Raw genomic sequence first — 20,739 nt, 5'->3', positions numbered from 1 at the left:
TGGGGCCACTCTAGGGGCGCGGGTGTATCGGTTAGCCCCGAGAATGGTCACGGAGCGGTAACACAGAGATTCGCGGATGGAAAGGTGTCCACGATGAGCGGTATCTGGAACTGGAGCGCCGCCGGACGGGTCGACGAGGCCCCCATCCGATCCGCCATCTCCGCCGTTCTCGGCCGTCCGGTGCGGGGGATGGCCGAGAACCCCGTCGATTCTGCCGTGCTGTGCGACATCTACCACGTCGGTGGCGACTTCCCGACAACGATCGACCTCTACCTGATGGGTGCCGTCCCGGACGGGACCGAGAGCGAGCACGCGGCCGCCGTCGCGGTCCTTCTGGGTGCCTCGCTGCTGCTTCCCGACGAGTCGCTCAATCCCACCAGGTACGTGCTGGCCGAGCCGGACGGGACGGTGCGGGTGGTGCATGTCGACGAGACCGACACCGATGAGGGTACGGAACGCCGGAACGTACGCCCGTGCACCGGCTCCGACCCGGCCTGCGCGGTGGCCCCGGAGCGGAACGCCGCGTGAGGGGCCGGCGCGCCGGTCAGTAGCGCTCGACGGCCGGAATCTTCAACTCGGTCGTGTCGAACTTCCCGGCGGTCTTCTTCCACGCATCGCGGTACGACCCGTCCTGGAATGCGGTCTCCAGCGAGTCGTTGATGAAGTCGCGGAAGACCTTGTCGTCCTTGCTCAGGCCGATGCCGTACGGCTCCGTGGTGAAGGTCGGGCCGGCGAGCTTGAACGCGTCGTCGCTGACCGACACGAAGCCGCTGAGAATGACGTTGTCGGTGGTGACCGCGTCGACCTGTCCCTCTTTCAGCGCGTCCACGCACTTCTGATAGGTGTTGAAGAGGACGAGCTGGTCCGACTTGTCGGTCAGGAACTCCTCGATGTTCGACGCCGCGGTGGACTTGTCCGCCGAGCAGACCCGCACGGTGCCGTTGCGCAGCGACTCCGGTCCGGTGATCGAGTTGTCGTCGGCCTTGACCAGCAGCGACTGACCGGCCAGATAATACGGACCGGCGAAGGACACCAGCTTCTTGCGCTCCTCGTTGATCGTGTAGGTGGCGACCACGATGTCCACCTTGTCCTCGCGGATGGCCTGTTCGCGAACGTTCGACGGGGTCTCGACCCAGTCGATCTTGTCGGCCGGGATGCCCAGCGCCTTGGCGACCAGCTTGGCGATCTCCACGTCGAAGCCCGCGGGCACGCCGTCGGCGCCCTTGAGGCCAAACCCGGGCTGGTCGAACTTCGTGCCGACCCGGATCTTCTGGGCCTTGTTCAGGCGTTCCATTGTCGAACCCGCGGCGAAGCCGTTGCCGGTGCCCCCGGCGGCCGGGTCGTCGCCGTCGCACGCGGCCAAGGCAAGGGTCAGCACCAGGGCACAGAGCGCTGCCGCGACTCGGGTCATGCGGACTCCCCGTTCTCAAATCACCCGGATGGGTCACTCTAGTCGGCGCCGCACGATCGCGGGGGTCGGCGAACCGCCGCCTGACCGGCGCGGCGCGCGACGGACTACCCTGGTTCCTTGCCATGACCAGTAACCCACGCACCTATGACGTGCGCACGTACGGCTGTCAGATGAACGTGCACGACAGCGAACGCATCTCCGGTCTGATGGAGGATGCGGGGTACGTCCGCGCGGCCGACGCCGACGCGGCCGACGTGGTCGTCTTCAACACCTGCGCGGTCCGGGAGAACGCGGACAACCGCCTCTACGGCAACCTGGGCCACCTGCGGCCACGCAAGGTGAAGAACCCCGACATGCAGATCGCCGTCGGCGGCTGCCTGGCGCAGAAGGACCGCGGCGACATCGTCAAACGGGCGCCGTGGGTCGACGTGGTCTTCGGCACCCACAACATCGGCTCGCTGCCGGTGCTGCTCGAGCGGGCCCGGCACAACGCGGCCGCCGAGGTGGAGATCCTCGAGTCGCTCGAGGTCTTCCCGTCCACCCTGCCCACCCGCCGCGAGTCCACGTACGCCGGCTGGGTCTCCATCTCGGTGGGCTGCAACAACACCTGCACCTTCTGCATCGTGCCGGCGCTGCGTGGCAAGGAGCGCGACCGCCGGCCCGGCGAGATCCTCGCCGAGGTCGAGGCGCTGGTCGCCGAGGGCGTCTCCGAGGTCACGCTGCTCGGGCAGAACGTGAACTCCTACGGCGTCGAGTTCGGCGACCGGCTCGCCTTCGGCAAGCTGCTGCGCGCCTGCGGCGAGGTCGACGGGCTCGAGCGCGTGCGGTTCACCAGCCCGCACCCCAAGGACTTCACCGACGACGTGATCGCCGCGATGGCCGAGACGCCGAACGTCTGCCACTCGCTGCACATGCCGCTGCAGTCCGGCTCCGACCGGGTGCTCAAGGCCATGCGCCGCAGCTACCGCCAGGAGAAGTACCTCGGCATCATCGATCACGTCCGGGCCGCGATGCCGGACGCCGCGATCACCACCGACATCATCGTCGGCTTCCCGGGCGAGACCGAGGAGGACTTCGAGCAGACCCTCGAGGTCGTGCGCCGGGCGCGGTTCTCCAGCGCGTTCACCTTCCAGTATTCGAAGCGTCCCGGAACGCCCGCCGCGGTGATGGCGGAGCAGGTGCCGAAAGCGGTCGTGCAGGCCCGGTACGAGCGGTTGATCGCCCTGCTCGAGGACATCACCTGGGACGAGAACAAGAAGCTCGTCGGGCGGACCGTCGAGGTGCTGGTGGCGGTCGGCGAGGGGCGCAAGGACGAGCGTACGGGCCGGCTGAGCGGCCGGGCACGGGACGGGCGGCTGGTGCACTTCGCGGTCGGCGACACCGCGCCGCGGCCCGGTGACGTGGTGCAGACCGTCATCACCTACGCGGCGCCGCACCACCTGAACGCCGACGGCGCGCCGCTGAGCCACCGCCGCACCCGCGCGGGCGACGCGTGGGAGGCGGGCCACACCCCGAAATTGCCGGGCGTCAACCTGGGCCTGCCGACGATCGGCGTCCCCGCGCCGTTGCCCGCGACGACCGGCGGCTGCTCCGTCTAGCGCGTTGCCGGCCGCCGGAAAGTGGTAGCCCAGCCACCTATCCGAGCGCCGGACACGTGGGTGAGCTACCACTTCAGAGGAAGGTGTCGCCGGTGCGGGCGGCGCGGGCCACGCCCCAGTCGTAGAGGGCCTGCAGCACCGGCGCGAGACTGCGGCCCTCGTCGGTCAGGTCGTATTCGACGTGCGGCGGGTTCGTGCCGAGGTCGCGCCGCGACACCAGGCCGTCGGCCTCCAGCTCGCGCAGCCGCTGGGTCAGCATCTTCTCGCTGACGCCCGGGATGAGACGGCGCAGCTCGCCGTACCGGTGCACGCCCTCCTTGAGCCGGGACAGGATGACCGTGCGCCAGCGCCCGCCGACCACGTCGATGGTGAGTTCGACCGGGCACGAGTACGTCTTGGGCACGCACCATTATGTGCGTACTTGTTGACGGCGGGCCGCCGTGCTGGGCTGATCTTCATGAGCACACCAACCCTGTTCGAGTGGGCCGGCGGCACCGCGGCGTTCGAGCGGCTCACCGAGTCCTTCTACGCCAAGGTGCTGGCGGACGACCTGATCGGGCCGCTGTTCGCGGGAATGGACCCGCATCACCCGCGGCACGTCGCGATCTGGCTGGCCGAGGTGTTCGGCGGGCCGGCCACCTACACCGACGAGCACGGCGGCTATCCGCACATGGTGGCCAAGCACATCGGCATCGCGATCACCGAGCCGCAGCGCCGGCGATGGGTCAGCCTCATTCAGGACGCTGCCGACGACGCCGGGCTCCCGGACGATCCGGAGTTCCGAGCGGCCTTCCTCGGCTACATCGAGTGGGGCACCCGCCTTGCCAAGCAGAACTCCCAGCCCGGCGCGGACGTCTTCAGAAAGGCGCCCGTCCCGCACTGGGGGTGGGGCGTAGCCCCGCCCTACCAACCGGGATAGCCCGCAAGCAGCGACGGCCCGGACCAGTCTCCTGGCCGGGCCGTCGCGGCGAGTACCTCAGATGGCGCGTAGTCAAAGAATGAATTTGATCTTCAGTTGGCTTGCTCGGCCAAGGCAAGGAATTGGCGTTTGGATGCGAGCGCCTGTTCGGCTTCCTTGATTCGCCGGCTGTCACCGGCTGCCTGGGCACGAGAAAGGCGCTGCTCGGCCTCCGCCACCTGCTCACGCATCTGCTGGAGCAGCGGGTTGTCCTGCGGCGTCGTCTTGCGCCAGGCCGAGTCCATCGCCACCCGGATGCGCTCTTCGGCGGCCCGCCAGCGGCGCTCCAGCCCGGCCGACGACTCGCGCGGCACCCGGCCCGCGTCGTGCCAGGCCGCCTGCAGGTCGCGCAGCTTGTTCTGCGCGGCGCGCGGGTCGGCGTCCACGTCCAGTGCCTCGACCTCGGCCAGCACCGCCTGCTTGCGGTCCAGATTGCCCTTGAACTCGGCGTCGCGGGCCGAGAAGACCTCGCTGCGGCGGGTGAAGAAGGCGTCCTGCGCCGCCCGGAACCGCTCCCAGAGCCGCTGCTCGGCCTCCTTCGCGGCGCGCGGCGCGGCCTTCCACTCACCCATCAGCTCCTTGAGCCGGGTGGCGGTCGGGCCCCACTCGCTGGAGGCGGAGAGCTGCTCGGCCTCGGCGACCAGCGCCTCCTTGGCCTGCTGCGCCTGCTTGCGCTGGCCGTCGAGGGTGGCGAAGTGCGCGCCGCGGCGGCGGGTGAAGCCGTCGCGGGCGGCGGCGAACCGCTTCCACAACTCGCCGTCGGTCTTCTTGTCGACGCCGCGGATCGTCTTCCACTCGTCGAGGATCTCCTTGAGCCGGTCGCCGGCCGTCTTCCAGCCGGTGGACTCGGCGGCGATCTTCTCCGCCTCCTCGACCAGCGCGGTCTTGCGCGCGATCGCCTCCCCGCGCGCGGCCTCGCGGGCGACGCGCGCCTCGCCCGCCTTCTCGTCGGCGACCGTGGCCAGCCGGTCGAGGCGAGCGGCGAGACCGTCGATGTCGCCCACCACGTGCGCCTCGTCGAGCTGCGCGCGCAGGCGCTTGACGCTGGTCAGCGAGTGGGCCGCGTCGGCCGCGCCGGACTTGAGGCGCGCTTCGATCAGGTCGACCTCGGTGACCAGATCGGCGAACCGCCGAGCGAAGTGAGCCAGCCCCTCCTCGGGGGTGCCCGCCTGCCACGACCCGACGACCCGGTCACCCTCGGCGGTCTTGACGTAGACGGTGCCGTCGGCATCAACTCGTCCGAAGGTTGTCCAGTCGCTCATCAGCCCATCCTCGTTATCCCGGAGCCCGGGGCCGCGCCGCCCTCGGTCACCGCCATGGCGCAGTGGGGAATGCCACACACACAAGGCATTCTTTCTCGCGCATTGTCACAGGTCCAACCCGGTTATCAACAACTGCCCGCCGATGACCGTGACCATACGGTGTCCTACCGTTGCTCCGTGCCGAACCATGCCCATCCCCGGGTGATCGCCGTCGTCGGTCCGACCGCCGCCGGCAAGTCGGCGTTGAGCGTCGCACTCGCGCACGCACTCGGCGGCGAGGTGGTGAACGCGGACTCGATGCAGCTCTATCGGGGGATGGACATCGGGACCGCCAAGCTGTCGCCCGCGGAGCGCGACGGCGTGCCGCACCACGTCCTGGACATCTGGGATGTCACCTATCCGGCCAACGTCGCGGAGTTTCAACAGATCGCGCGCGCGGCGGTGACGGATATGTCGGACCGGGGGCGGGTTCCGCTCCTGGTGGGCGGGTCGGGGCTCTATGTCCGTGCGGTGCTCGAGGACTTCGAGTTCCCGGGTACGGATCCCGAGGTGCGCGCGCGGCTGGAGAACGAGTGGGCGCAGGGGGAGCCGTTGTTCGACCGGCTGCGGAAACTCGACCCGGCCGCCGCCGCCAAGATCCTGCCGAGCAACGGCCGCCGCGTCGTGCGTGCCCTGGAGGTCATCGAGATGACCGGGCGGCCCTTCACGGCTTCGCTGCCGTCGCCGGTACCGTTCTTCGATTCAGTACAAATCGGAATTGACGCCGATGTCGACGACCGCATCGAGCGGCGGGTCGACAAGATGTGGGCCGACGGCCTGCTGGACGAGGTCGCCGAGCTGGAGAGACGCGGGTTGCGCGAGGGCCGGACGGCATCCCGCGCTCTGGGCTATCAGCAGGCCCTCGCCCAGCTCGACGGCACGCTCACCGAGGAGCAGGCCCGCGCGGAGACCACCCGGGCGACGCGGCGGTTCGTCCGGCGGCAGCGGTCCTGGTTCCGCCGCGACCCGCGGATCCACTGGCTGGACGGGACGTCGCACACACTGTTGGCCGACGCGCTGTCGCTTACGCGATGATGGTGCGCGTGTTCCTCATCGATCTGACCCGCGGCGGACAACCGACATGAAATTCGTCAAAGGACACGGCACCGGCAACGACTTCGTGATCCTGCCGGATCCCGACGGCACTCTCGATCTGACGCCGTCGCTGGTGGCGCGGCTCTGCGACCGGCACCGGGGGATCGGCGCCGACGGCGTGCTGCACGTGGTGCGCAGCGCCAAGCACGCGGATGCCGCCGGGTTGGCCTCCGACGCTGAGTGGTTCATGGACTACTGGAACGCCGACGGGTCGATCGCCGAGATGTGCGGCAACGGCGTCCGCGTCTTCACCCGCTACCTGGTCACGGAGGGGTTGGCCACGCCGCCCGAGGGCGGCCTGCCGGTCGCGACGCGAGCCGGCGTGGTGCATGCGGTGATGGGCGCGAGCGACATCTCCGTTCGGATGACAACCCCGAGGGTGTACGCGGCCGGCACCGCGACCATCGGCGCACTGACCGTGCCCGGCGTCGCCGTGAACTGCGGCAACCCGCACCTGGTCTGCACGATCTCCACGCCACTCGACGCGCTCGACCTGCACGTCCCGCCGGGCCACGATGCATCGCTGTTCGACGAGGGCGTCAACGTCGAGTTCATCTCGCCCGTCGGTGACCTGCACGTCCGGATGCGGGTGCACGAGCGGGGTTCCGGCGAGACGCTGTCCTGCGGCTCCGGCGCGCTCGCCGTCGGCGCCGTCGTGCTCCGCGACGCCGGGCGCACCCACGGCGTCGTGACCGTGGACGTGCCGGGCGGGCGCCTGACCGTCACCGCCACGCCGGAGGGCCAGTGGTGGCTGGCGGGCCCGGCGGTGCTCGTGGCCACGGGCGAGGTCCTGCTCTGATGCTGCAGCGTGTGGCGCACCGCGGGTATTCGTGGGTGGCGCCGGAGAACACGCTGCCCGCCCTGGCCGGCGCGGTCCGGGCCGGCGCCACGCTGGTGGAGTTCGACGTGCGCACCTCGGCCGACGGCGTGCCGGTGGTCATCCACGACCGGACCGTCGACCGCACCACCGACGGCTCGGGCCACGTCTGGGACTTCCCGGTGGCGCAGCTGCGCGAGCTCGACGCCGGGTCGTGGTTCTCGACCGCCTTCGCCGGCGTGCGGGTGCCGTTGCTCAGCGAGGTGCTCGACGCCTGCGGGACGGCGTCGCTCCTGCTCGAGATCAAACCGCCCGCCTCGCGCGACGAGGTGGCCCGCATCCTCGGCATGGCCCCGCTGGACCGGACCATCGTGCAGAGCTTCGACCCCGAGGTGATCCGCACCGTCCGCGACGTCGAGCCCGGTGTGCGGCGGGGTCTGCTGCGCCTGCGCTTCGAGGAGGACACCGTCCGGCTGGCGAAGGAGCTGGACGTGGTCTGCTGCAACCCGACGGTCAAGGATGTGCTCGGCGACGCGGCGACGGTCGCCGAGCTGATCGGTGCGGGCATCGACGTGATGGCTTGGACGGCCAACGACCTCGCCGAGTGGCCGGCCCTGGTGAAGGCCGGCGTGGCCGGCCTGATCACCGATCGGGCCGGCGAGCTGACCGGCTGGAGTGTCGCCTAGAAGGTCTCCTCCGGGGCCGCCTCGAGGTCCGGCTCGGGCGCCGCGGCGGGGTTCTGCGGGGGTGGGGTTCCCTTCACCACCGCGCGGATCGCCGCCGCCACCGCCGGGGTGACCCGCGCGTCGAAGACGCTGGGCACGATCACCGTCGGGTTGAGCTTGTCCTCGCCGACCACGTCCGCGATCGCCCGGGCCGCGGCCAGCGCCATCTCCTCGGTGAACTCCTTCGCGCTGACGTCGAGCATGCCGCGGAAGACGCCGGGGAAGGCGAGCACGTTGTTGATCTGGTTGGGCTGGTCGGAGCGGCCGGTCGCGACCACCGCGGCGTGCTGCCGGGCCTCCCGCGGGTCCACCTCCGGGTCGGGGTTGGCCAGGGCGAAGACGATCGACTTGTCTGCCATCCGGGCGATGTCCGCGCCGGTCAGCAGGTTCGGCGCCGAGACGCCGATGAACACGTCCGCGCCCACGATGGCGCCGGCCAGGTCGCCCTGGTACTGCTGCTTGTTGGTGTTCTCGGCGAGCCACTGCCAGGTCGGGTTCATGTCGGCCAGGCCGCGGTGCAGGGCGCCCGCCCGGTCGTACGCGATGATGTCGCCCACGCCCTGACGCAGCAGCAGTTTCATGATCGCCGTGCCCGCCGCACCCGCACCGGAGACCACGACCTTCACGTCCGCCAGATTCTTGCCCACCACGCGCAGCGCGTTGGTCAGCGCGGCCAGCACGCAGATCGCGGTGCCGTGCTGGTCGTCGTGGAACACCGGGATGTCGAGCAGCTCGCGCAGCCGCATCTCGATCTCGAAGCACCGCGGCGCCGCGATGTCCTCCAGGTTGATGCCGCCGTAGGCCGGCGCGATCGCCCGCACGATGTTGACGATCTCGTCGGTGTCCTGCGTGTCGAGCACGACCGGCCAGGCGTCGACCCCGCCGAACCGCTTGAACAGCGCGGCCTTGCCCTCCATCACCGGCATCGCCGCGGCCGGCCCGATGTTGCCCAGCCCCAGCACCGCCGACCCGTCGCTGACGACCGCGACGGTGTTGCGCTTGATGGTCAGCCGGCGGGCGTCCGCGGGGTTCTCGGCGATCGCCATGCACACCCGGGCCACACCCGGCGTGTACGCCCGGCTCAGCTCGTCGCGGTTGCGCAGCGCCACCTTCGACGAAACCTCGATCTTGCCGCCGAGGTGCAGCAGGAAGGTGCGGTCGGACACCTTGCGGACGTCGACGCCGTCCTGCTCCTCGAGCTGCTTCACCACCTGATCGGCGTGCGAGGAGTCGGCGGTGTCACAGGTGAGGTCGACGAGCACATGGGTGGAGTCGGAGTCGACGACGTCGAGCGCCGTGACGATCGCACCGGCCTCTCCGACGCAGGTGGTGAGGCGACCGATGGACGACGCGTCGGCCGTCACGGCGATCCGGATAGTGATCGAGAACCCTGCGCTGGGCAGGCGGGTGGTCACCACGGTGGTCCCTCCGACGTTGGCGGGTGAGTCACCGCATTCTCGCTCGTCCGGAATAGGAGAATCCACCGAGGTGCTTACTGAGAAGTCAGACACTCTGCGACAAACGTCCGGCACGGTTATCTGGATGCGCCCCTGGCCTGGGCGTGCCACGATCGGTGCCGAGGAGGTCACCTTTTGCGTACAGAGCTAACCGAACCTGAAGTCACCACGGGTGAGCTGGAGCTGGAGGAGCGGCAGTCGCTGCGGCGCGTCGCCGGGCTCTCCACCGAGCTCACCGACATCACCGAGGTCGAGTACCGGCAGCTGCGGCTGGAGCGGGTCGTCCTGGTCGGCGTGTGGACCGAGGGCGGGGTCGCCGAGGCGGAGAACTCGCTGACCGAGCTCGCCCTCCTCGCCGAGACCGCCGGCTCCCAGGTCCTCGAGGGCCTGATCCAGCGTCGCGGCCGCCCCGACCCGGCCACCTTCATCGGCCGGGGCAAGGTGGACGAGCTGCGCGACGTGGTGCTCTCCACCGGCGCCGACACCATCGTCTGCGACGGCGAGCTGTCGCCATCCCAGCTGCGCAACCTCGAGCAGCAGACCAAGGTCAAGGTGGTCGACCGGACCGCGCTGATCCTGGACATCTTCGCCCAGCACGCGAAGAGCAAAGAGGGTAAGGCGCAGGTCGAGCTGGCCCAGTTGCAGTATCTGCTGCCTCGCCTCCGCGGCTGGGGCGAGACGCTGTCCCGGCAGTCCGGCGGTCGCGCCGGCGGCGCGGGCGGCGGCGTGGGTCTGCGTGGTCCCGGTGAGACCAAGCTGGAGACCGACCGGCGCCGGATCAACACGCGGATCGCCCGGCTGCGGCGGGAGATCAAGGCGATGCGTACGGTGCGGCAGACCAAGCGGTCCCGCCGCACCCGCAACGGCGTGCCCGCGGTGGCCATCGCCGGCTACACCAACGCCGGCAAGTCCAGCCTCCTCAACCGCCTGACCCAGGCCGGCGTGCTGGTCGAGGACGCGCTGTTCGCCACCCTCGACCCGACCACCCGCCGGGCCGCCGCCGAGGACGGCCGCGTCTACACGCTGTCCGACACGGTCGGTTTCGTCCGGCACCTGCCGCACCAGATCGTCGAGGCGTTCCGCTCGACCCTCGAGGAGGTGTCGTACGCCGATCTCGTGCTGCACGTCGTCGACGGCGCGCACCCCGACCCCGAGGGCCAGGTCAGCGCGGTGCGCGAGGTGCTCGCCGAGGTGGGCGCCGACCGGATCCCCGAGCTGCTGGTGATCAACAAGGTCGACGTGGCCGAGGAGGAGACGCTGCTGCGGCTCAAGCGGACCTGGCCGGACGCGGTGTTCGTGTCGGCCCGTTCCGGTCTCGGCATCGAGGAGCTGCGGCGGGCGATCGAGACGCATCTGCCACGCCCGGCGGTCGAGCTGCACATCGTGCTCCCGTACGACCGGGCCGATCTGACCGCTCGGATCCACCGGGCCGGACAGGTGCTCACCACCCGGCACACCGAGGAGGGCACCGAGCTGCACGTCCGCGTCGACGAGCAGCTGGCCGCCGATCTGTCTGCGTACACGCGTTGATAGAAGGCCTTGAGCTGTGGTGATCCACACGTGACACCATGCACGAGACGCCGCGTGCGACACTGATCGGATGCGGCGTCTCGTGGTGTCGGTCCTGCTGGCCTCCGGGCTGGTCATGGTCGGCGCCGGCACCGCCTTCGCGGAGGACGCCGGGGCCGGCGCCGCGCAGGCCCAGGCCGGCAAGAAGGTGTGCAAGGTCAGTGATGAGCGGCTCGACGAGCTGTCCGGCATCGTGGCCGTCGACGACGGTTTCATCGTGATCAACGACAGCACCCTCAAGGCCAGCCACAAGCGGGTCTTCTTCCTCGACAACAAGTGCAATGTTGACAAGACGGTCAGCTTCAGCGGCTCCGGCCCGCGCGACACCGAGGACATGGTGCTGTCGCCCGACGGCGAGACGCTGTGGATCGCCGACATCGGCGACAACAAGAAGGACCGCGAGACCATCGCCCTCTGGTCCATGCCGGTCGACGGGTCGGATCGGCCCGAGCTGTTCCGCATGCGATACCCGGACGGCGGCCACGACGCCGAGGCGCTGCTGCTCAACGGCGACGGCACCCCGATCATCGTGACCAAGGAGATCGGCCGCGCGGCCACGCTCTACACGCCGACGGCGAAGCTCAAGAAGAACAGCGACGCCGGCGTGGCGCTCAAGAAGGCCGGTGAGGTCACCGTCCCGCCGAGCAACACGGCCGGCAACTCCGTCTCTCGGCTGTTCAAGGGGACCATCGACGGTGGCGCGGTCGCGCCGGGCACGACCAAGGTCGTGCTGCGTACCTATCTCGACGCGCTGGAGTGGCCGGTGACCGGCGGCGACGTGCTCGCCGCGCTGAAGGCGACGCCGCGGGTGACGCCGCTGCCCAACGAGCCGCTCGGCGAGGCGATCACCTACAGCCCCGACGGCAAGTACTTCTACACGGTCTCCGACATGCAGGGTGAGCCCGAGACCGGTGACAACTACATCTTGCGCTACACGCCCGTGGCGAACGTGGCGACCACCAAGGCCGCGGCCGGTGGAGCGGCGGCGGCGCCCAAGGACGGGCCGTCCTGGTTCGCCAACCTGAGCATCAACGACATCACGTACCTGGTGGGTGGCGTCGGTGTGCTCGGCGCGATCCTGGTCGGCTTCGGGGTCTTCGGGATCAGGCAGGCGCGCAAGAAGCCGGCGCCGGACCCGGTCCTCAAGAGCACGAAGGGCGACGGGCCGAAACCGGCCGACGCCGAGACCGAGCTGCTCAGCGTCGGTGGCGCGGCGGCCGGGCCCGGTGTGTACGGCGGCGCCAAGCCCCGGGCCGGCGGGCCGGTCTACGGTGCGAAGCCCGCCGGCGCCAAACCGGCGGCAGGTGGGCCGGGTGTCTACGGCGGGAGCCGGACGCCGGCCGGCGCCGGTGCGGGCCGCCCGCCGGTCAACGGCGCGCGTCCCCCGCAGGGCCAGCCCCGCCCGCCGCAGGGCGGTCGGCCCCCGCAGGGTCAGCCGCGCCCACCGCAGGGGCAGCCGCGACCCCCTCAGGGCCAGCCGCGCCCGCAGCAGAGTCAGCCGCGTCCCCCTCAGGGTGGTCAGCCGAGGCCTCCGCAGGGCCAGCCGCGCCCGCCGCAGAGTCAGCCGCGTCCGCCGCAGGGTGGCCGTCCCGCGCAGGGTCAGCCGCGCCCGCCGCAGGGCCAGCCGCGGCCGCCGCAGGGTGGCGGCGCCTACGGCCCTCCGCCCAACCGGGGCGACGGTCGCGATCGCGACATCGACGGCCGCGCACCTTACGGCCGCTGATCCCGCGGACCGGGCCCTCAGATTCGGCGCAGCACGGCCACGACACGACCCATGATGCTGGCCATGTCGCCGGGGATCGGGTCGAAGGCCGGGTTCGCCGGCATCAGCCACACGTGCCCGTCACGCTGGCGGTAGCTCTTCACGGTCGCCTCGCCGTCGATCATCGCCGCGACGATGTCGCCCGCGTTCGCCGTCGGCTGCTGCCGCACGACGACCCAGTCGCCGTTGCAGATCGCCGCGTCGATCATCGAGTCGCCCTTGACCTCGAGCATGAAGACCTCGCCCTCGCCGACCAGCTCGCGCGGCAGCGGGAAGAAGTCCTCCACCGCCTGCTCGGCCAGGATCGGCCCACCGGCGGCGATGCGGCCGACCAGCGGCACGTAGGCCGGCGTCGGGCGGGCCGAGCGCAGCGTCTCGTCGTCGACCATTTCACTGGGCGAGCGGACGTCGACCGCGCGCGGCCGGTTGGGGTCGCGGCGCAGGAAGCCCTTGGCCTCCAGGGCCTTCAACTGGTACGCCACACTCGACGGCGACACCAGCCCGACCGCCTCGCCGATCTCACGCACGCTGGGCGGATAGCCGTACCGCTCCACCCAGTCGCGGATGAACTCGAGGATCCGCCGCTGCCGCGCGGTCAGGTCGGCGGTCACCAGATCGGGAAACTGGCTGACCGCGGTGACCGATCGCAACTGCGGGGCGTCCGCGCTCCGGGCCCGGCCCGGCGCCCGCCGCCGCGCGGCCGACTCTGGCCTGTGGTCCTGCTTCTGCTGCCGGCTCGTCCGGTCGTCGGTCGACACGTCCGCCCTCCCTGTCGGCCCGGTGCCGTCGCCGGCACGTGGCGCTTTCGCTCGCGGTAGCCGGAGAACCGCCGTGGGGAATCGGCGGATCATCCGGTTCTGCTCAAGACCTTATGGGCGAGGTCCCACATATTCAAACATCTGTACGACTTTGCTTCGGCGTGTCGCCCGTAAGTGCTCGACTTCCGTACGCGTGTTCTGATACACCGTCGTACGGGCGTTCGATCGAACGCTCGTACGAGGAGGTGAAAGTCGATGGTCTCGACCGCGTACCGTCGCCCGCCGTTGCGTCTGACCAGGCGTGGACGCGCCGTCGTGCTCGGCTTCTTCATCGTGCTCGCCTCGGTGGCGAGCGCCATCCTGCTGACCACCGCCTCGCGGGCCGAGCAGCCGCGGATCGGGCCGGCGCCCTCGGTGCCGGCGCCATCGGTGGTGGTGCAGCCCGACGACACGCTCTGGTCGATCGCCACCCGCACGGCGCCGCGCCGCGATCCCTATGCCGCCGTGGCGGAGATCAGGGAGATCAACGGCATCGAGGGCTACGTGGTGCACCCCGGCCAGACGCTGGAGCTTCCGCGCTCGTGACGTGCGGCGTGTCTGTGGGGGATGAAACGGACACGCCCGGACACTGTCGGGACGGCCGGTGATCGCCGGTGCACCGCACGTGTCGAGACCAAATTTACCGGCGCGGCGACGCGCCGTTGGCTTGCGCCTGCGTCCGCATCGGCATAACGTCAGGCACAACATCTAGTAGTTACAAGCGTGTAAGTCATCCACAGGTTGGGGTTTCACCCCGGCGTCCTCCACACGTCATACACAGCGTCCCACGCAGGTGGGCGCTGGTTTGCTGTGCCCGGAGGGTGGTTCAGGAGAGGGGAACGCCGGTGCGCTGTCCGTACTGCCGGCACGCCGACTCGCGCGTGGTGGACTCGCGCGAGGCGGACGACGGCCAGTTGATCCGTCGCCGCCGGTCGTGCCCCGAGTGCGGCAAGCGGTTCACCACGGTGGAGGAGGCGGTGCTGGCGGTCGTCAAGCGCAGCGGCGTCACCGAGCCGTTCTCCCGCACCAAGATCATGAGCGGGGTGCGCAAGGCGTGCCAGGGCCGGCCCGTGGATGAGGACTCGATCGCGCTGCTGGCGCAGAAGGTCGAGGAGACGGTGCGGGCCAGGGGCGCCGCCGAGATCCCGAGCCACGACGTGGGCCTGGCCATCCTGGGCCCGCTGCGCGAGCTGGACCAGGTGGCGTACCTGCGTTTCGCCAGCGTCTACAAGTCGTTCGACTCGCTGGACGAGTTCGAGAAGGAGATCGTCGCGCTGCGCGCGGCGACCACGCCGAACGGCCGGCCGGCCGAGGTTCCGTAGGACTTTCTCAGCGTTTCGAAGCGTTTCAAGTGTTGGGTACCAACGAGGGGGAGCACCATGGCCGGGGACGGCATCACAGCAGGTCGGCAGCGCAGCCGTAACGGCTCGAGCGCGCCCGTGGGGGGTCTGCGCGTCGAGCGGGTCTGGACGACCGAGGGCGTTCACCCGTACGACGAGGTCGAGTGGGAGCGCCGCGACGTCGTCATGACGAACTGGCGGGACGGCTCGATCAACTTCGAGCAGCGCGGCGTGGAGTTCCCGCAGTCCTGGAGCGTCAACGCGGCGAACATCGTGACCACCAAGTACTTCCGCGGCGCGGTGGGTACCGAGCAGCGCGAGTGGTCGCTCAAGCAGCTCATCGACCGCGTGGTCGGCACGTACCGCGCGGCGGGTGAGAAGCACGGCTACTTCGCCACCAAGGCGGACGCCGAGCTGTTCGACCACGAGCTGACCTGGATGCTGCTGCACCAGGTGTTCAGCTTCAACTCACCGGTCTGGTTCAACGTCGGCACCGCGTCGCCGCAGCAGGTCAGCGCCTGCTTCATCCTCTCGGTCGACGACTCGATGGACTCGATCCTCGACTGGTACAAGGAGGAGGGCCTGATCTTCAAGGGCGGGTCCGGCTCCGGCGTCAACCTCTCCCGGATCCGGTCGTCGCGCGAGCTGCTGTCCTCCGGCGGCACGGCCAGCGGCCCGGTCAGCTTCATGCGCGGCGCGGACGCCAGCGCGGGCACCATCAAGTCCGGCGGCGCCACCCGGCGCGCGGCCAAAATGGTGATCCTCGACGTCGACCACCCCGACATCGAGGAGTTCGTGTTCACCAAGGCGCGCGAGGAGAACAAGATCCGCGCCCTGCGTGACGCGGGCTTCGACATGGACCTGGGCGGGTCCGACATCGTCAGCGTGCAGTATCAGAACGCCAACAACTCGGTGCGGGTCAGCGACGAGTTCATGCGCGCGGTCGAGGAGGGCACGACCTTCGAGCTGCGCGGCCGGCTGCACGGCGAGGTGATCGACACGATCGACGCCAAGAAGCTGTTCCGCGACATCGCCCAGGCCGCGTGGGAGTGCGCCGACCCGGGCCTGCAGTACGACGACACCATCAACGACTGGCACACCAACCCGGAGACCGGGCGGATCACCGCCTCGAACCCGTGCTCGGAGTACATGTCGCTGGACGACTCCTCCTGCAACCTCGCCTCGCTCAACCTGATGAAGTTCCTCAAGCCCGACGGCGGCTTCGAGGTGCAGAAATTCGTCAAGAGCGTCGAGTTCATCATCACCGCGATGGACATCTCGATCTGCTTCGCCGACTTCCCGACCAAGCGGATCGGTGAGACCACGCGGGCCTACCGCCAGCTGGGCATCGGGTACGCCAACCTGGGCGCCCTGCTGATGGCCACCGGCCACCCGTACGACTCGGAGTCCGGCCGGGGTGTCGCCGCGGCGATCACCTCGCTGATGACCGGCACGGCGTACCGTCGCTCGGCCGAGCTGGCCGGCGTGGTGGGCGCGTACGAGGGCTATGCCCGCAACGCCGAGGCGCACCAGCGCGTGATGCGCAAGCACGCGGCGGCCAACGACGCGATCCGCCCCCAGGGCACCGTCGCGACCGAGATCGTCCGCGAGTCCACGAAGCAGTGGCAGGAGGGCAACAAGCTCGGCGAGAAGACCGGCTGGCGCAACGCGCAGGCCTCCGTGCTCGCGCCCACCGGCACCATCGGCCTGATGATGGACTGCGACACCACCGGCATCGAGCCCGACCTGGCCCTGGTCAAGTTCAAGAAGCTGGTCGGCGGCGGCTCGATGCAGATCGTCAACCAGACGGTCCCGCGTGCGCTGCGCAGCCTAGGCTACCCCGAGGAGCAGGTCGAGGCGATCGTCGAGCACATCGCCGACCACGGCCACGTGGTGGACGCGCCGGGCCTCAAGCCCGAGCACTACAGCGTCTTCGACTGCGCGATGGGCGAGCGGTCCATCGCCCCGATGGGGCACGTGCGGATGATGGCGGCGGCGCAGCCGTTCCTGTCCGGCGCGATCTCCAAGACCGTCAACATGCCGGAGACGGCGACGATCGAGGAGATCGAGGAGATCCACTTCCAGGGCTGGAAGCTGGGCCTCAAGGCGCTCGCGATCTACCGCGACAACTGCAAGGTGGGGCAGCCGCTGTCCGCGGGCAAGGGCTCCACCACCTCGGCTCCGGCGCCGTCCGCCGAGGTCGAGAAGGTCGTCGAGAAGGTGATCGAGTACCGCCCGGTCCGCAAGCGGCTGCCGAAGAAGCGCCCGTCCGAGACGGTGTCGTTCTCGGTCGGCGGCGCCGAGGGTTACCTGACCGCGTCGTCCTACCCGGACGACGGCCTCGGTGAGGTCTTCCTGAAGATGTCGAAGCAGGGCTCGACACTGGCCGGCGTGATGGACGCCTTCTCGGTGGCCATCTCGATCGGTCTGCAGTACGGGGTGCCGCTGGAGACCTTCGTCAGCAAGTTCACCAACATGCGCTTCGAGCCGGCCGGCATGACCGACGACCCGGACATCCGCATGGCGGCGTCGGTGATGGACTACATCTTCCGCCGCCTGGCCCTGGACTTCCTGCCGTACGACACCCGCGCCGAGCTGGGCATCTTCACGGCGAAGGAGCGGGCCGCGCAGATCCAGGCGGAGGCGGCGGCCGAGGCCGCGGCCGCGGCGGACCTGACGACGATGGCGCAGTCCGCGCCGGTGTCGGCCCCGGTCGGCGCCGCGACCGCACCGCAGGCGGAGGCCCCGAAGGCCCAGGAGGAGCCGGTGAAGGAGGCGCACTCGTCGACCGAGCTGCTCGAGGTGGTGCTGGGTCACTCGGCCGACGCGCCGCTCTGCTTCACCTGCGGCACGAAGATGCGCCCGGCGGGCAGCTGCTACGTCTGCGAGGGCTGCGGCTCGACGTCCGGCTGCAGCTGAATGAGTGACGTTCCCGCCTGATGGGAACGAGCAGCGGAGGGGTTCGACCTTTTGGTCGAGCCCCTCCGTTCGTATTCGACGCGCTCTCATTCCGGCGATTCGCCGGAGGCGCCGCCGTCCGAGTTTGCGAGGGCGGCGACAATTCGTTCCGCGGCCCGGCGGCGGCGTTCGTCGCGAGACCACATGCTCACGGCGGCCGCGCCCATCACGACAACAGATTTCGTGGCGGGCCAGATGAGAACGGCGATCGCAATCGTCGTGGGGTCGATGTAGTCAAGCACGGGAGGCTCTCCTCGGCATTGGCCGGATGGGCTTCGGGGCCGATTGAAGGATTGCTCCGCATCGCCTCCGCGCGGGGATTACCTGACACTTATGGCTTTGGTCTGACAACACTGTCCGACGTTTCGTACGCGGCCTGACAGGATCTGCCGCCACCGGACGGACGCACCACCCGGTGGGCTGATGTGCGTTCGGTTGTTCGGCCGGTGACCGCATGCGATCCTTAGTGGTCTGACCTCGTGGATCTGCGAAGCGGCTCGGAGCGTGCTTAGTGCCCATCGCGTTGCCAGGCCCGGACGCGGTGCCGGCGGGCCCTCGACGCGACCTCGTGATGCGGCTGCACACCCTGTACGGCCAGGCCGGGAAACCGGCCACCCGGATCATCAGCAAACGCATCAACGACGACACTTCCGCGGAGCTGGAAAGCGTTTCCCACGAGACGATCAACTCGACCCTGCGCGGCCGGTCGGTGCCGAGCTGGGCAAAGCTCCGGTCGATCATCGTGGTGCTCTGCCGCATGTCGGAGCAGCAGGTGGACTATCGCCGGCAGCTCGTCGAGTTCAACTCCCTCTGGCTGCGCGCGGAGTCGTTCGGAACGGCGCAGCAGATGCCGCCCGACGTGGGCGTACGCCCGCAGATCGTCCGTTCCTCCACCACACCGCTGCCGGTGATCGCGCCCGGCGCCACGGTGGCGTTGCCGCAGCCTCCGGCGGAGCCGGTCGAGCCGTGGGTGCACGGTACACTCCCCGAGCGATCGCGGCTGTTCGCCGGCCGGGAGAGCGTTCTCGACGAGATCAAGGACCGCCTCGCGCGGTCGCCCGGAACGCCGTTGATCCTTTATGGCCCGATCGGCGCCGGCAAGACGCAACTGGCCGCCGAATACGTCCGGACCCATCGCGGTGACTACACGATCACCTGGTGGGTGCGGGCGGACAATGTGGATCAGGCCCGCGACTCGCTCTCCCTGCTCGCGCAGCGGCTGGGCGTCGCCGCCGCCGACACGCAGCGGCGCTCGGTCGATCAGCTCTTCGATCTGCTCGAGCAGTCCGGGCCGTATCTGATCGTCTTCGACGGCGTGGTCAGCGGGGACATCCGGACGATGATCCGTACCCGTGGTGGAAGTGTCATCGTCACCACCCGTAACGCCGGGTGGGCTCGGGAGAGCCGGCACGACGGGTTCGAGGTTCCCGATCTCGACGACAGCGAGTGCGCCCAGCTCCTGCGAAAACACGACCCGGGCATCACGGCGCCGGAGGTGGCCCGCCTCGTCGCCGTGGCCGGCCGGTCACCGCTCGGCCTGGTGGCGGCCTGCCACCTTCACCCCGGGCGGGTGGCGTCGTCCTGGACCGGCCTGGCCGACCGGCTCGCCGACCCGGCGAACCGTGTCCTGACCGATCCCGCGGGCCCGCCACCCGAGGCGGTCGAGACCGTCCGATCGAGCCTGCGGGACAGGGTGATCGGGGACCCCGACCTGCCGCCGCTGCTCACCCTTCTGCTCGGCTTCGGGCCCGACCCGGTGCGGCTCTGGATGCTGCAGGGCGGTGCGGGCGGCGACGTCTCGGCCGGCGTCCGCCGGGTTCTCGGCAACGCCGGCGGGCTCAAGCGTGCCCTGGACATGCTGGCCGCCGCCGGCCTGGCCCGCCGCGAGGCCGCCGGCGAGTGGATCGAGATCCCGGCGTTCGTGCGGCTGGTGCTGCGCGAGCTGGTGCCCGCGTCCCGTGGCGAGGTCAACCGCCGCGACGTGGTGGAGATCCTCGTGCTCGCGGACCCCGGCCGGCCGGACGACCGCCGCAAAGGCGTCCAGCACCAGGCGATCATGCCCCACGTGCGCCCCGCCGGGCTGGTCGAGTGGTTCCGCCCGTCCGCCTACCGGACCGTGCACAACCAGATCCGCTTCCTCTTCCTGATCGGCGACCTCGAGGCGGCGCAGCGACTGGGCCGCGAGGCCGAGGCCGCCCTGTCCCGGCAGAGCGCCCTGGCGCCGACCGACGAGCTCGTCCTGCAGATCAAGCGGGACCTCGCGAACGCCCTGCGCGCCGATGGCTCGTACGCTGACGCGTACCGCCTCACGGAGGAGGCGATGACGCTGATCACCGCCGACCCGGTCTACTCGTCCGACGACGCGATCGCGCTCGACCTGGCCCGCAGCCGGGGTCACGACCTGCGCATCGCCGGGCGGTTCCAGGAGGCGTACGAGCACGACGAGGCGACCAATCTGCTGCACCTGGCCGCGTTGCAGCGCGACGACCTCCGGTGTCTGGCGAGCCACTACAACCTGTCGGTGAGCCGGCGCTTCCTCGGCCGGTACCTCGAGGCGGCCGAGGACGACCGGGCCGGGCTCGATCGGCTCCGCGGTGACCGCAGCGGCGACGACCGGCGCCAGTCCCGGCTGACCAACGCGCTGGCCGAGGACCTGTACGGGCTGGGCCGGTACGAGGACCTGGTGGACCTGCTGGCTCAGCTGCTGGCGGAGGAGTCGGGGCGCGAACTGCAACGGGCCCGCCGGATGACGGCCGTCGCGTTCCGCCGGCTCGGGCATCTCGTCCCGGCCGTCGAGCAGCTCGGGGTCTGCTATCAGGCCTGCCTGCACCAGATGGGCGAGCGCCGCGAGCTGACCCTGGCGACCGGCATGAGCTTCGGCAACGCGCTGCGGGAGATGGGTCAGTTCGACACCGCGCTGCACTACTGCGGGCAGGCCGCGGAGGGGTACG

At 70.2% G+C, this 20,739-nt stretch carries 18 protein-coding genes; 12 read left to right on the top strand and 6 right to left on the bottom strand.

Features of this window, described 5'->3' with window-relative positions; all coding sequences use genetic code 11:
• The first annotated feature begins 93 nt into the window (after positions 1–93).
• Positions 94–528, top strand: coding sequence for a hypothetical protein (locus AB0M20_RS01305; RefSeq protein WP_364291825.1), 435 nt, complete (start codon positions 94–96; stop codon positions 526–528).
• A gap of 16 nt (positions 529–544) precedes the next feature.
• Here the strand turns inward: AB0M20_RS01305 and AB0M20_RS01300 are convergent, their stop codons facing one another.
• Complete coding sequence (locus tag AB0M20_RS01300; RefSeq protein ID WP_364291822.1) at positions 545–1,411, bottom strand: glutamate ABC transporter substrate-binding protein; 867 nt, start codon at positions 1,409–1,411, stop codon at positions 545–547.
• A 122-nt stretch (positions 1,412–1,533) separates the two neighbouring features.
• On the opposite strand from AB0M20_RS01300, the gene miaB reads away from it, so the two are divergent.
• The gene (gene miaB / locus AB0M20_RS01295) at positions 1,534–3,009 is read left to right on the top strand and encodes a tRNA (N6-isopentenyl adenosine(37)-C2)-methylthiotransferase MiaB (protein WP_364291819.1); all 1,476 of its coding nucleotides are present in this window, start codon (positions 1,534–1,536) and stop codon (positions 3,007–3,009) included.
• A gap of 73 nt (positions 3,010–3,082) precedes the next feature.
• On the opposite strand, the gene AB0M20_RS01290 is transcribed toward miaB, so the two are convergent.
• Positions 3,083–3,412, bottom strand: a complete 330-nt coding sequence (locus tag AB0M20_RS01290) for a helix-turn-helix domain-containing protein (protein WP_364291816.1) — start codon at positions 3,410–3,412, stop codon at positions 3,083–3,085.
• 54 nt (positions 3,413–3,466) lie between these two features.
• Here AB0M20_RS01290 and AB0M20_RS01285 point away from each other — a divergent pair, with 54 nt between their 5' ends.
• A complete protein-coding gene (locus tag AB0M20_RS01285) occupies positions 3,467–3,928 on the top strand; it encodes a group II truncated hemoglobin (protein WP_364291813.1) in 462 nt (153 codons plus the stop codon).
• Positions 3,929–4,020: 92 nt separating this feature from the next.
• Here the strand turns inward: AB0M20_RS01285 and AB0M20_RS01280 are convergent, their stop codons facing one another.
• Positions 4,021–5,229: a DUF349 domain-containing protein gene (locus AB0M20_RS01280; protein ID WP_364291810.1), complete on the bottom strand. Its 1,209-nt coding sequence runs from the start codon at positions 5,227–5,229 to the stop codon at positions 4,021–4,023.
• Positions 5,230–5,406: 177 nt separating this feature from the next.
• On the opposite strand from AB0M20_RS01280, the gene miaA reads away from it, so the two are divergent.
• Genes miaA through AB0M20_RS01265 form a run of 3 tightly spaced genes read left to right on the top strand, consistent with a single transcriptional unit; the run spans position 5,407 to position 7,866 of the window.
• Positions 5,407–6,303, top strand: a complete 897-nt coding sequence (miaA, locus tag AB0M20_RS01275) for a tRNA (adenosine(37)-N6)-dimethylallyltransferase MiaA (RefSeq protein ID WP_364291807.1) — start codon at positions 5,407–5,409, stop codon at positions 6,301–6,303.
• Between the two features lie 46 nt (positions 6,304–6,349).
• Positions 6,350–7,162: a diaminopimelate epimerase gene (gene dapF / locus AB0M20_RS01270; protein WP_364291804.1), complete on the top strand. Its 813-nt coding sequence runs from the start codon at positions 6,350–6,352 to the stop codon at positions 7,160–7,162.
• Positions 7,162–7,866: a glycerophosphodiester phosphodiesterase family protein gene (locus AB0M20_RS01265; RefSeq protein ID WP_364291801.1), complete on the top strand. Its 705-nt coding sequence runs from the start codon at positions 7,162–7,164 to the stop codon at positions 7,864–7,866. The genes dapF and AB0M20_RS01265 overlap by 1 nt, the downstream gene beginning before the upstream one ends.
• On the opposite strand, the gene AB0M20_RS01260 is transcribed toward AB0M20_RS01265, so the two are convergent.
• Complete coding sequence (locus AB0M20_RS01260; RefSeq protein ID WP_364291798.1) at positions 7,863–9,323, bottom strand: NAD-dependent malic enzyme; 1,461 nt, start codon at positions 9,321–9,323, stop codon at positions 7,863–7,865. The two genes, AB0M20_RS01265 and AB0M20_RS01260, sit on opposite strands and share 4 nt — an antisense overlap.
• Before the next feature lie 174 nt (positions 9,324–9,497).
• On the opposite strand from AB0M20_RS01260, the gene hflX reads away from it, so the two are divergent.
• Positions 9,498–10,892, top strand: a complete 1,395-nt coding sequence (gene hflX, locus AB0M20_RS01255; RefSeq protein WP_364291795.1) for a GTPase HflX — start codon at positions 9,498–9,500, stop codon at positions 10,890–10,892.
• Positions 10,893–10,962: 70 nt separating this feature from the next.
• Complete coding sequence (locus AB0M20_RS01250) at positions 10,963–12,654, top strand: hypothetical protein (protein ID WP_364291792.1); 1,692 nt, start codon at positions 10,963–10,965, stop codon at positions 12,652–12,654.
• A 17-nt stretch (positions 12,655–12,671) separates the two neighbouring features.
• Here the strand turns inward: AB0M20_RS01250 and lexA are convergent, their stop codons facing one another.
• The gene (gene lexA, locus AB0M20_RS01245) at positions 12,672–13,451 is read right to left on the bottom strand and encodes a transcriptional repressor LexA (protein WP_364291789.1); all 780 of its coding nucleotides are present in this window, start codon (positions 13,449–13,451) and stop codon (positions 12,672–12,674) included.
• A gap of 255 nt (positions 13,452–13,706) precedes the next feature.
• On the opposite strand from lexA, the gene AB0M20_RS01240 reads away from it, so the two are divergent.
• The 3 genes from AB0M20_RS01240 (at position 13,707) to AB0M20_RS01230 (ending at position 17,749) form a co-directional block, all read left to right on the top strand.
• Complete coding sequence (locus tag AB0M20_RS01240) at positions 13,707–14,036, top strand: LysM peptidoglycan-binding domain-containing protein (RefSeq protein WP_364291786.1); 330 nt, start codon at positions 13,707–13,709, stop codon at positions 14,034–14,036.
• Positions 14,037–14,335: 299 nt separating this feature from the next.
• A complete protein-coding gene (gene nrdR / locus AB0M20_RS01235) occupies positions 14,336–14,812 on the top strand; it encodes a transcriptional regulator NrdR (protein WP_364291783.1) in 477 nt (158 codons plus the stop codon).
• Between the two features lie 57 nt (positions 14,813–14,869).
• A complete protein-coding gene (locus AB0M20_RS01230) occupies positions 14,870–17,749 on the top strand; it encodes a vitamin B12-dependent ribonucleotide reductase (RefSeq protein ID WP_364291780.1) in 2,880 nt (959 codons plus the stop codon).
• Positions 17,750–17,835: 86 nt separating this feature from the next.
• On the opposite strand, the gene AB0M20_RS01225 is transcribed toward AB0M20_RS01230, so the two are convergent.
• Complete coding sequence (locus tag AB0M20_RS01225; RefSeq protein ID WP_364291777.1) at positions 17,836–18,030, bottom strand: hypothetical protein; 195 nt, start codon at positions 18,028–18,030, stop codon at positions 17,836–17,838.
• 269 nt (positions 18,031–18,299) lie between these two features.
• Between AB0M20_RS01225 and fxsT the strand changes: the two genes are divergently transcribed.
• On the top strand, positions 18,300–20,739 hold a 2,440-nt coding region (gene fxsT, locus AB0M20_RS01220; protein ID WP_364291774.1), incomplete at its 3' end, for an FxSxx-COOH system tetratricopeptide repeat protein.

The organism is Actinoplanes sp. NPDC051633 (genome assembly GCF_040681735.1).
Lineage (GTDB): Bacteria > Actinomycetota > Actinomycetes > Mycobacteriales > Micromonosporaceae > Actinoplanes.
Note: the sequence above shows the minus strand (reverse complement) of the source record. Positions and strands in the feature narration are given on the sequence as shown.

Coding starts and splice junctions, on each gene's coding strand:
- miaB (WP_364291819.1), top strand. CDS start 1,534: ATGACCAGTAACCCACGCACCTATGACGTGCGCACGTACGGCTGTCAG.
- AB0M20_RS01230 (WP_364291780.1), top strand. CDS start 14,870: ATGGCCGGGGACGGCATCACAGCAGGTCGGCAGCGCAGCCGTAACGGC.
- AB0M20_RS01285 (WP_364291813.1), top strand. CDS start 3,467: ATGAGCACACCAACCCTGTTCGAGTGGGCCGGCGGCACCGCGGCGTTC.
- AB0M20_RS01280 (WP_364291810.1), bottom strand. CDS start 5,229: ATGAGCGACTGGACAACCTTCGGACGAGTTGATGCCGACGGCACCGTC.
- AB0M20_RS01250 (WP_364291792.1), top strand. CDS start 10,963: ATGCGGCGTCTCGTGGTGTCGGTCCTGCTGGCCTCCGGGCTGGTCATG.
- AB0M20_RS01300 (WP_364291822.1), bottom strand. CDS start 1,411: ATGACCCGAGTCGCGGCAGCGCTCTGTGCCCTGGTGCTGACCCTTGCC.
- AB0M20_RS01265 (WP_364291801.1), top strand. CDS start 7,162: ATGCTGCAGCGTGTGGCGCACCGCGGGTATTCGTGGGTGGCGCCGGAG.
- AB0M20_RS01305 (WP_364291825.1), top strand. CDS start 94: ATGAGCGGTATCTGGAACTGGAGCGCCGCCGGACGGGTCGACGAGGCC.
- AB0M20_RS01240 (WP_364291786.1), top strand. CDS start 13,707: ATGGTCTCGACCGCGTACCGTCGCCCGCCGTTGCGTCTGACCAGGCGT.
- dapF (WP_364291804.1), top strand. CDS start 6,350: ATGAAATTCGTCAAAGGACACGGCACCGGCAACGACTTCGTGATCCTG.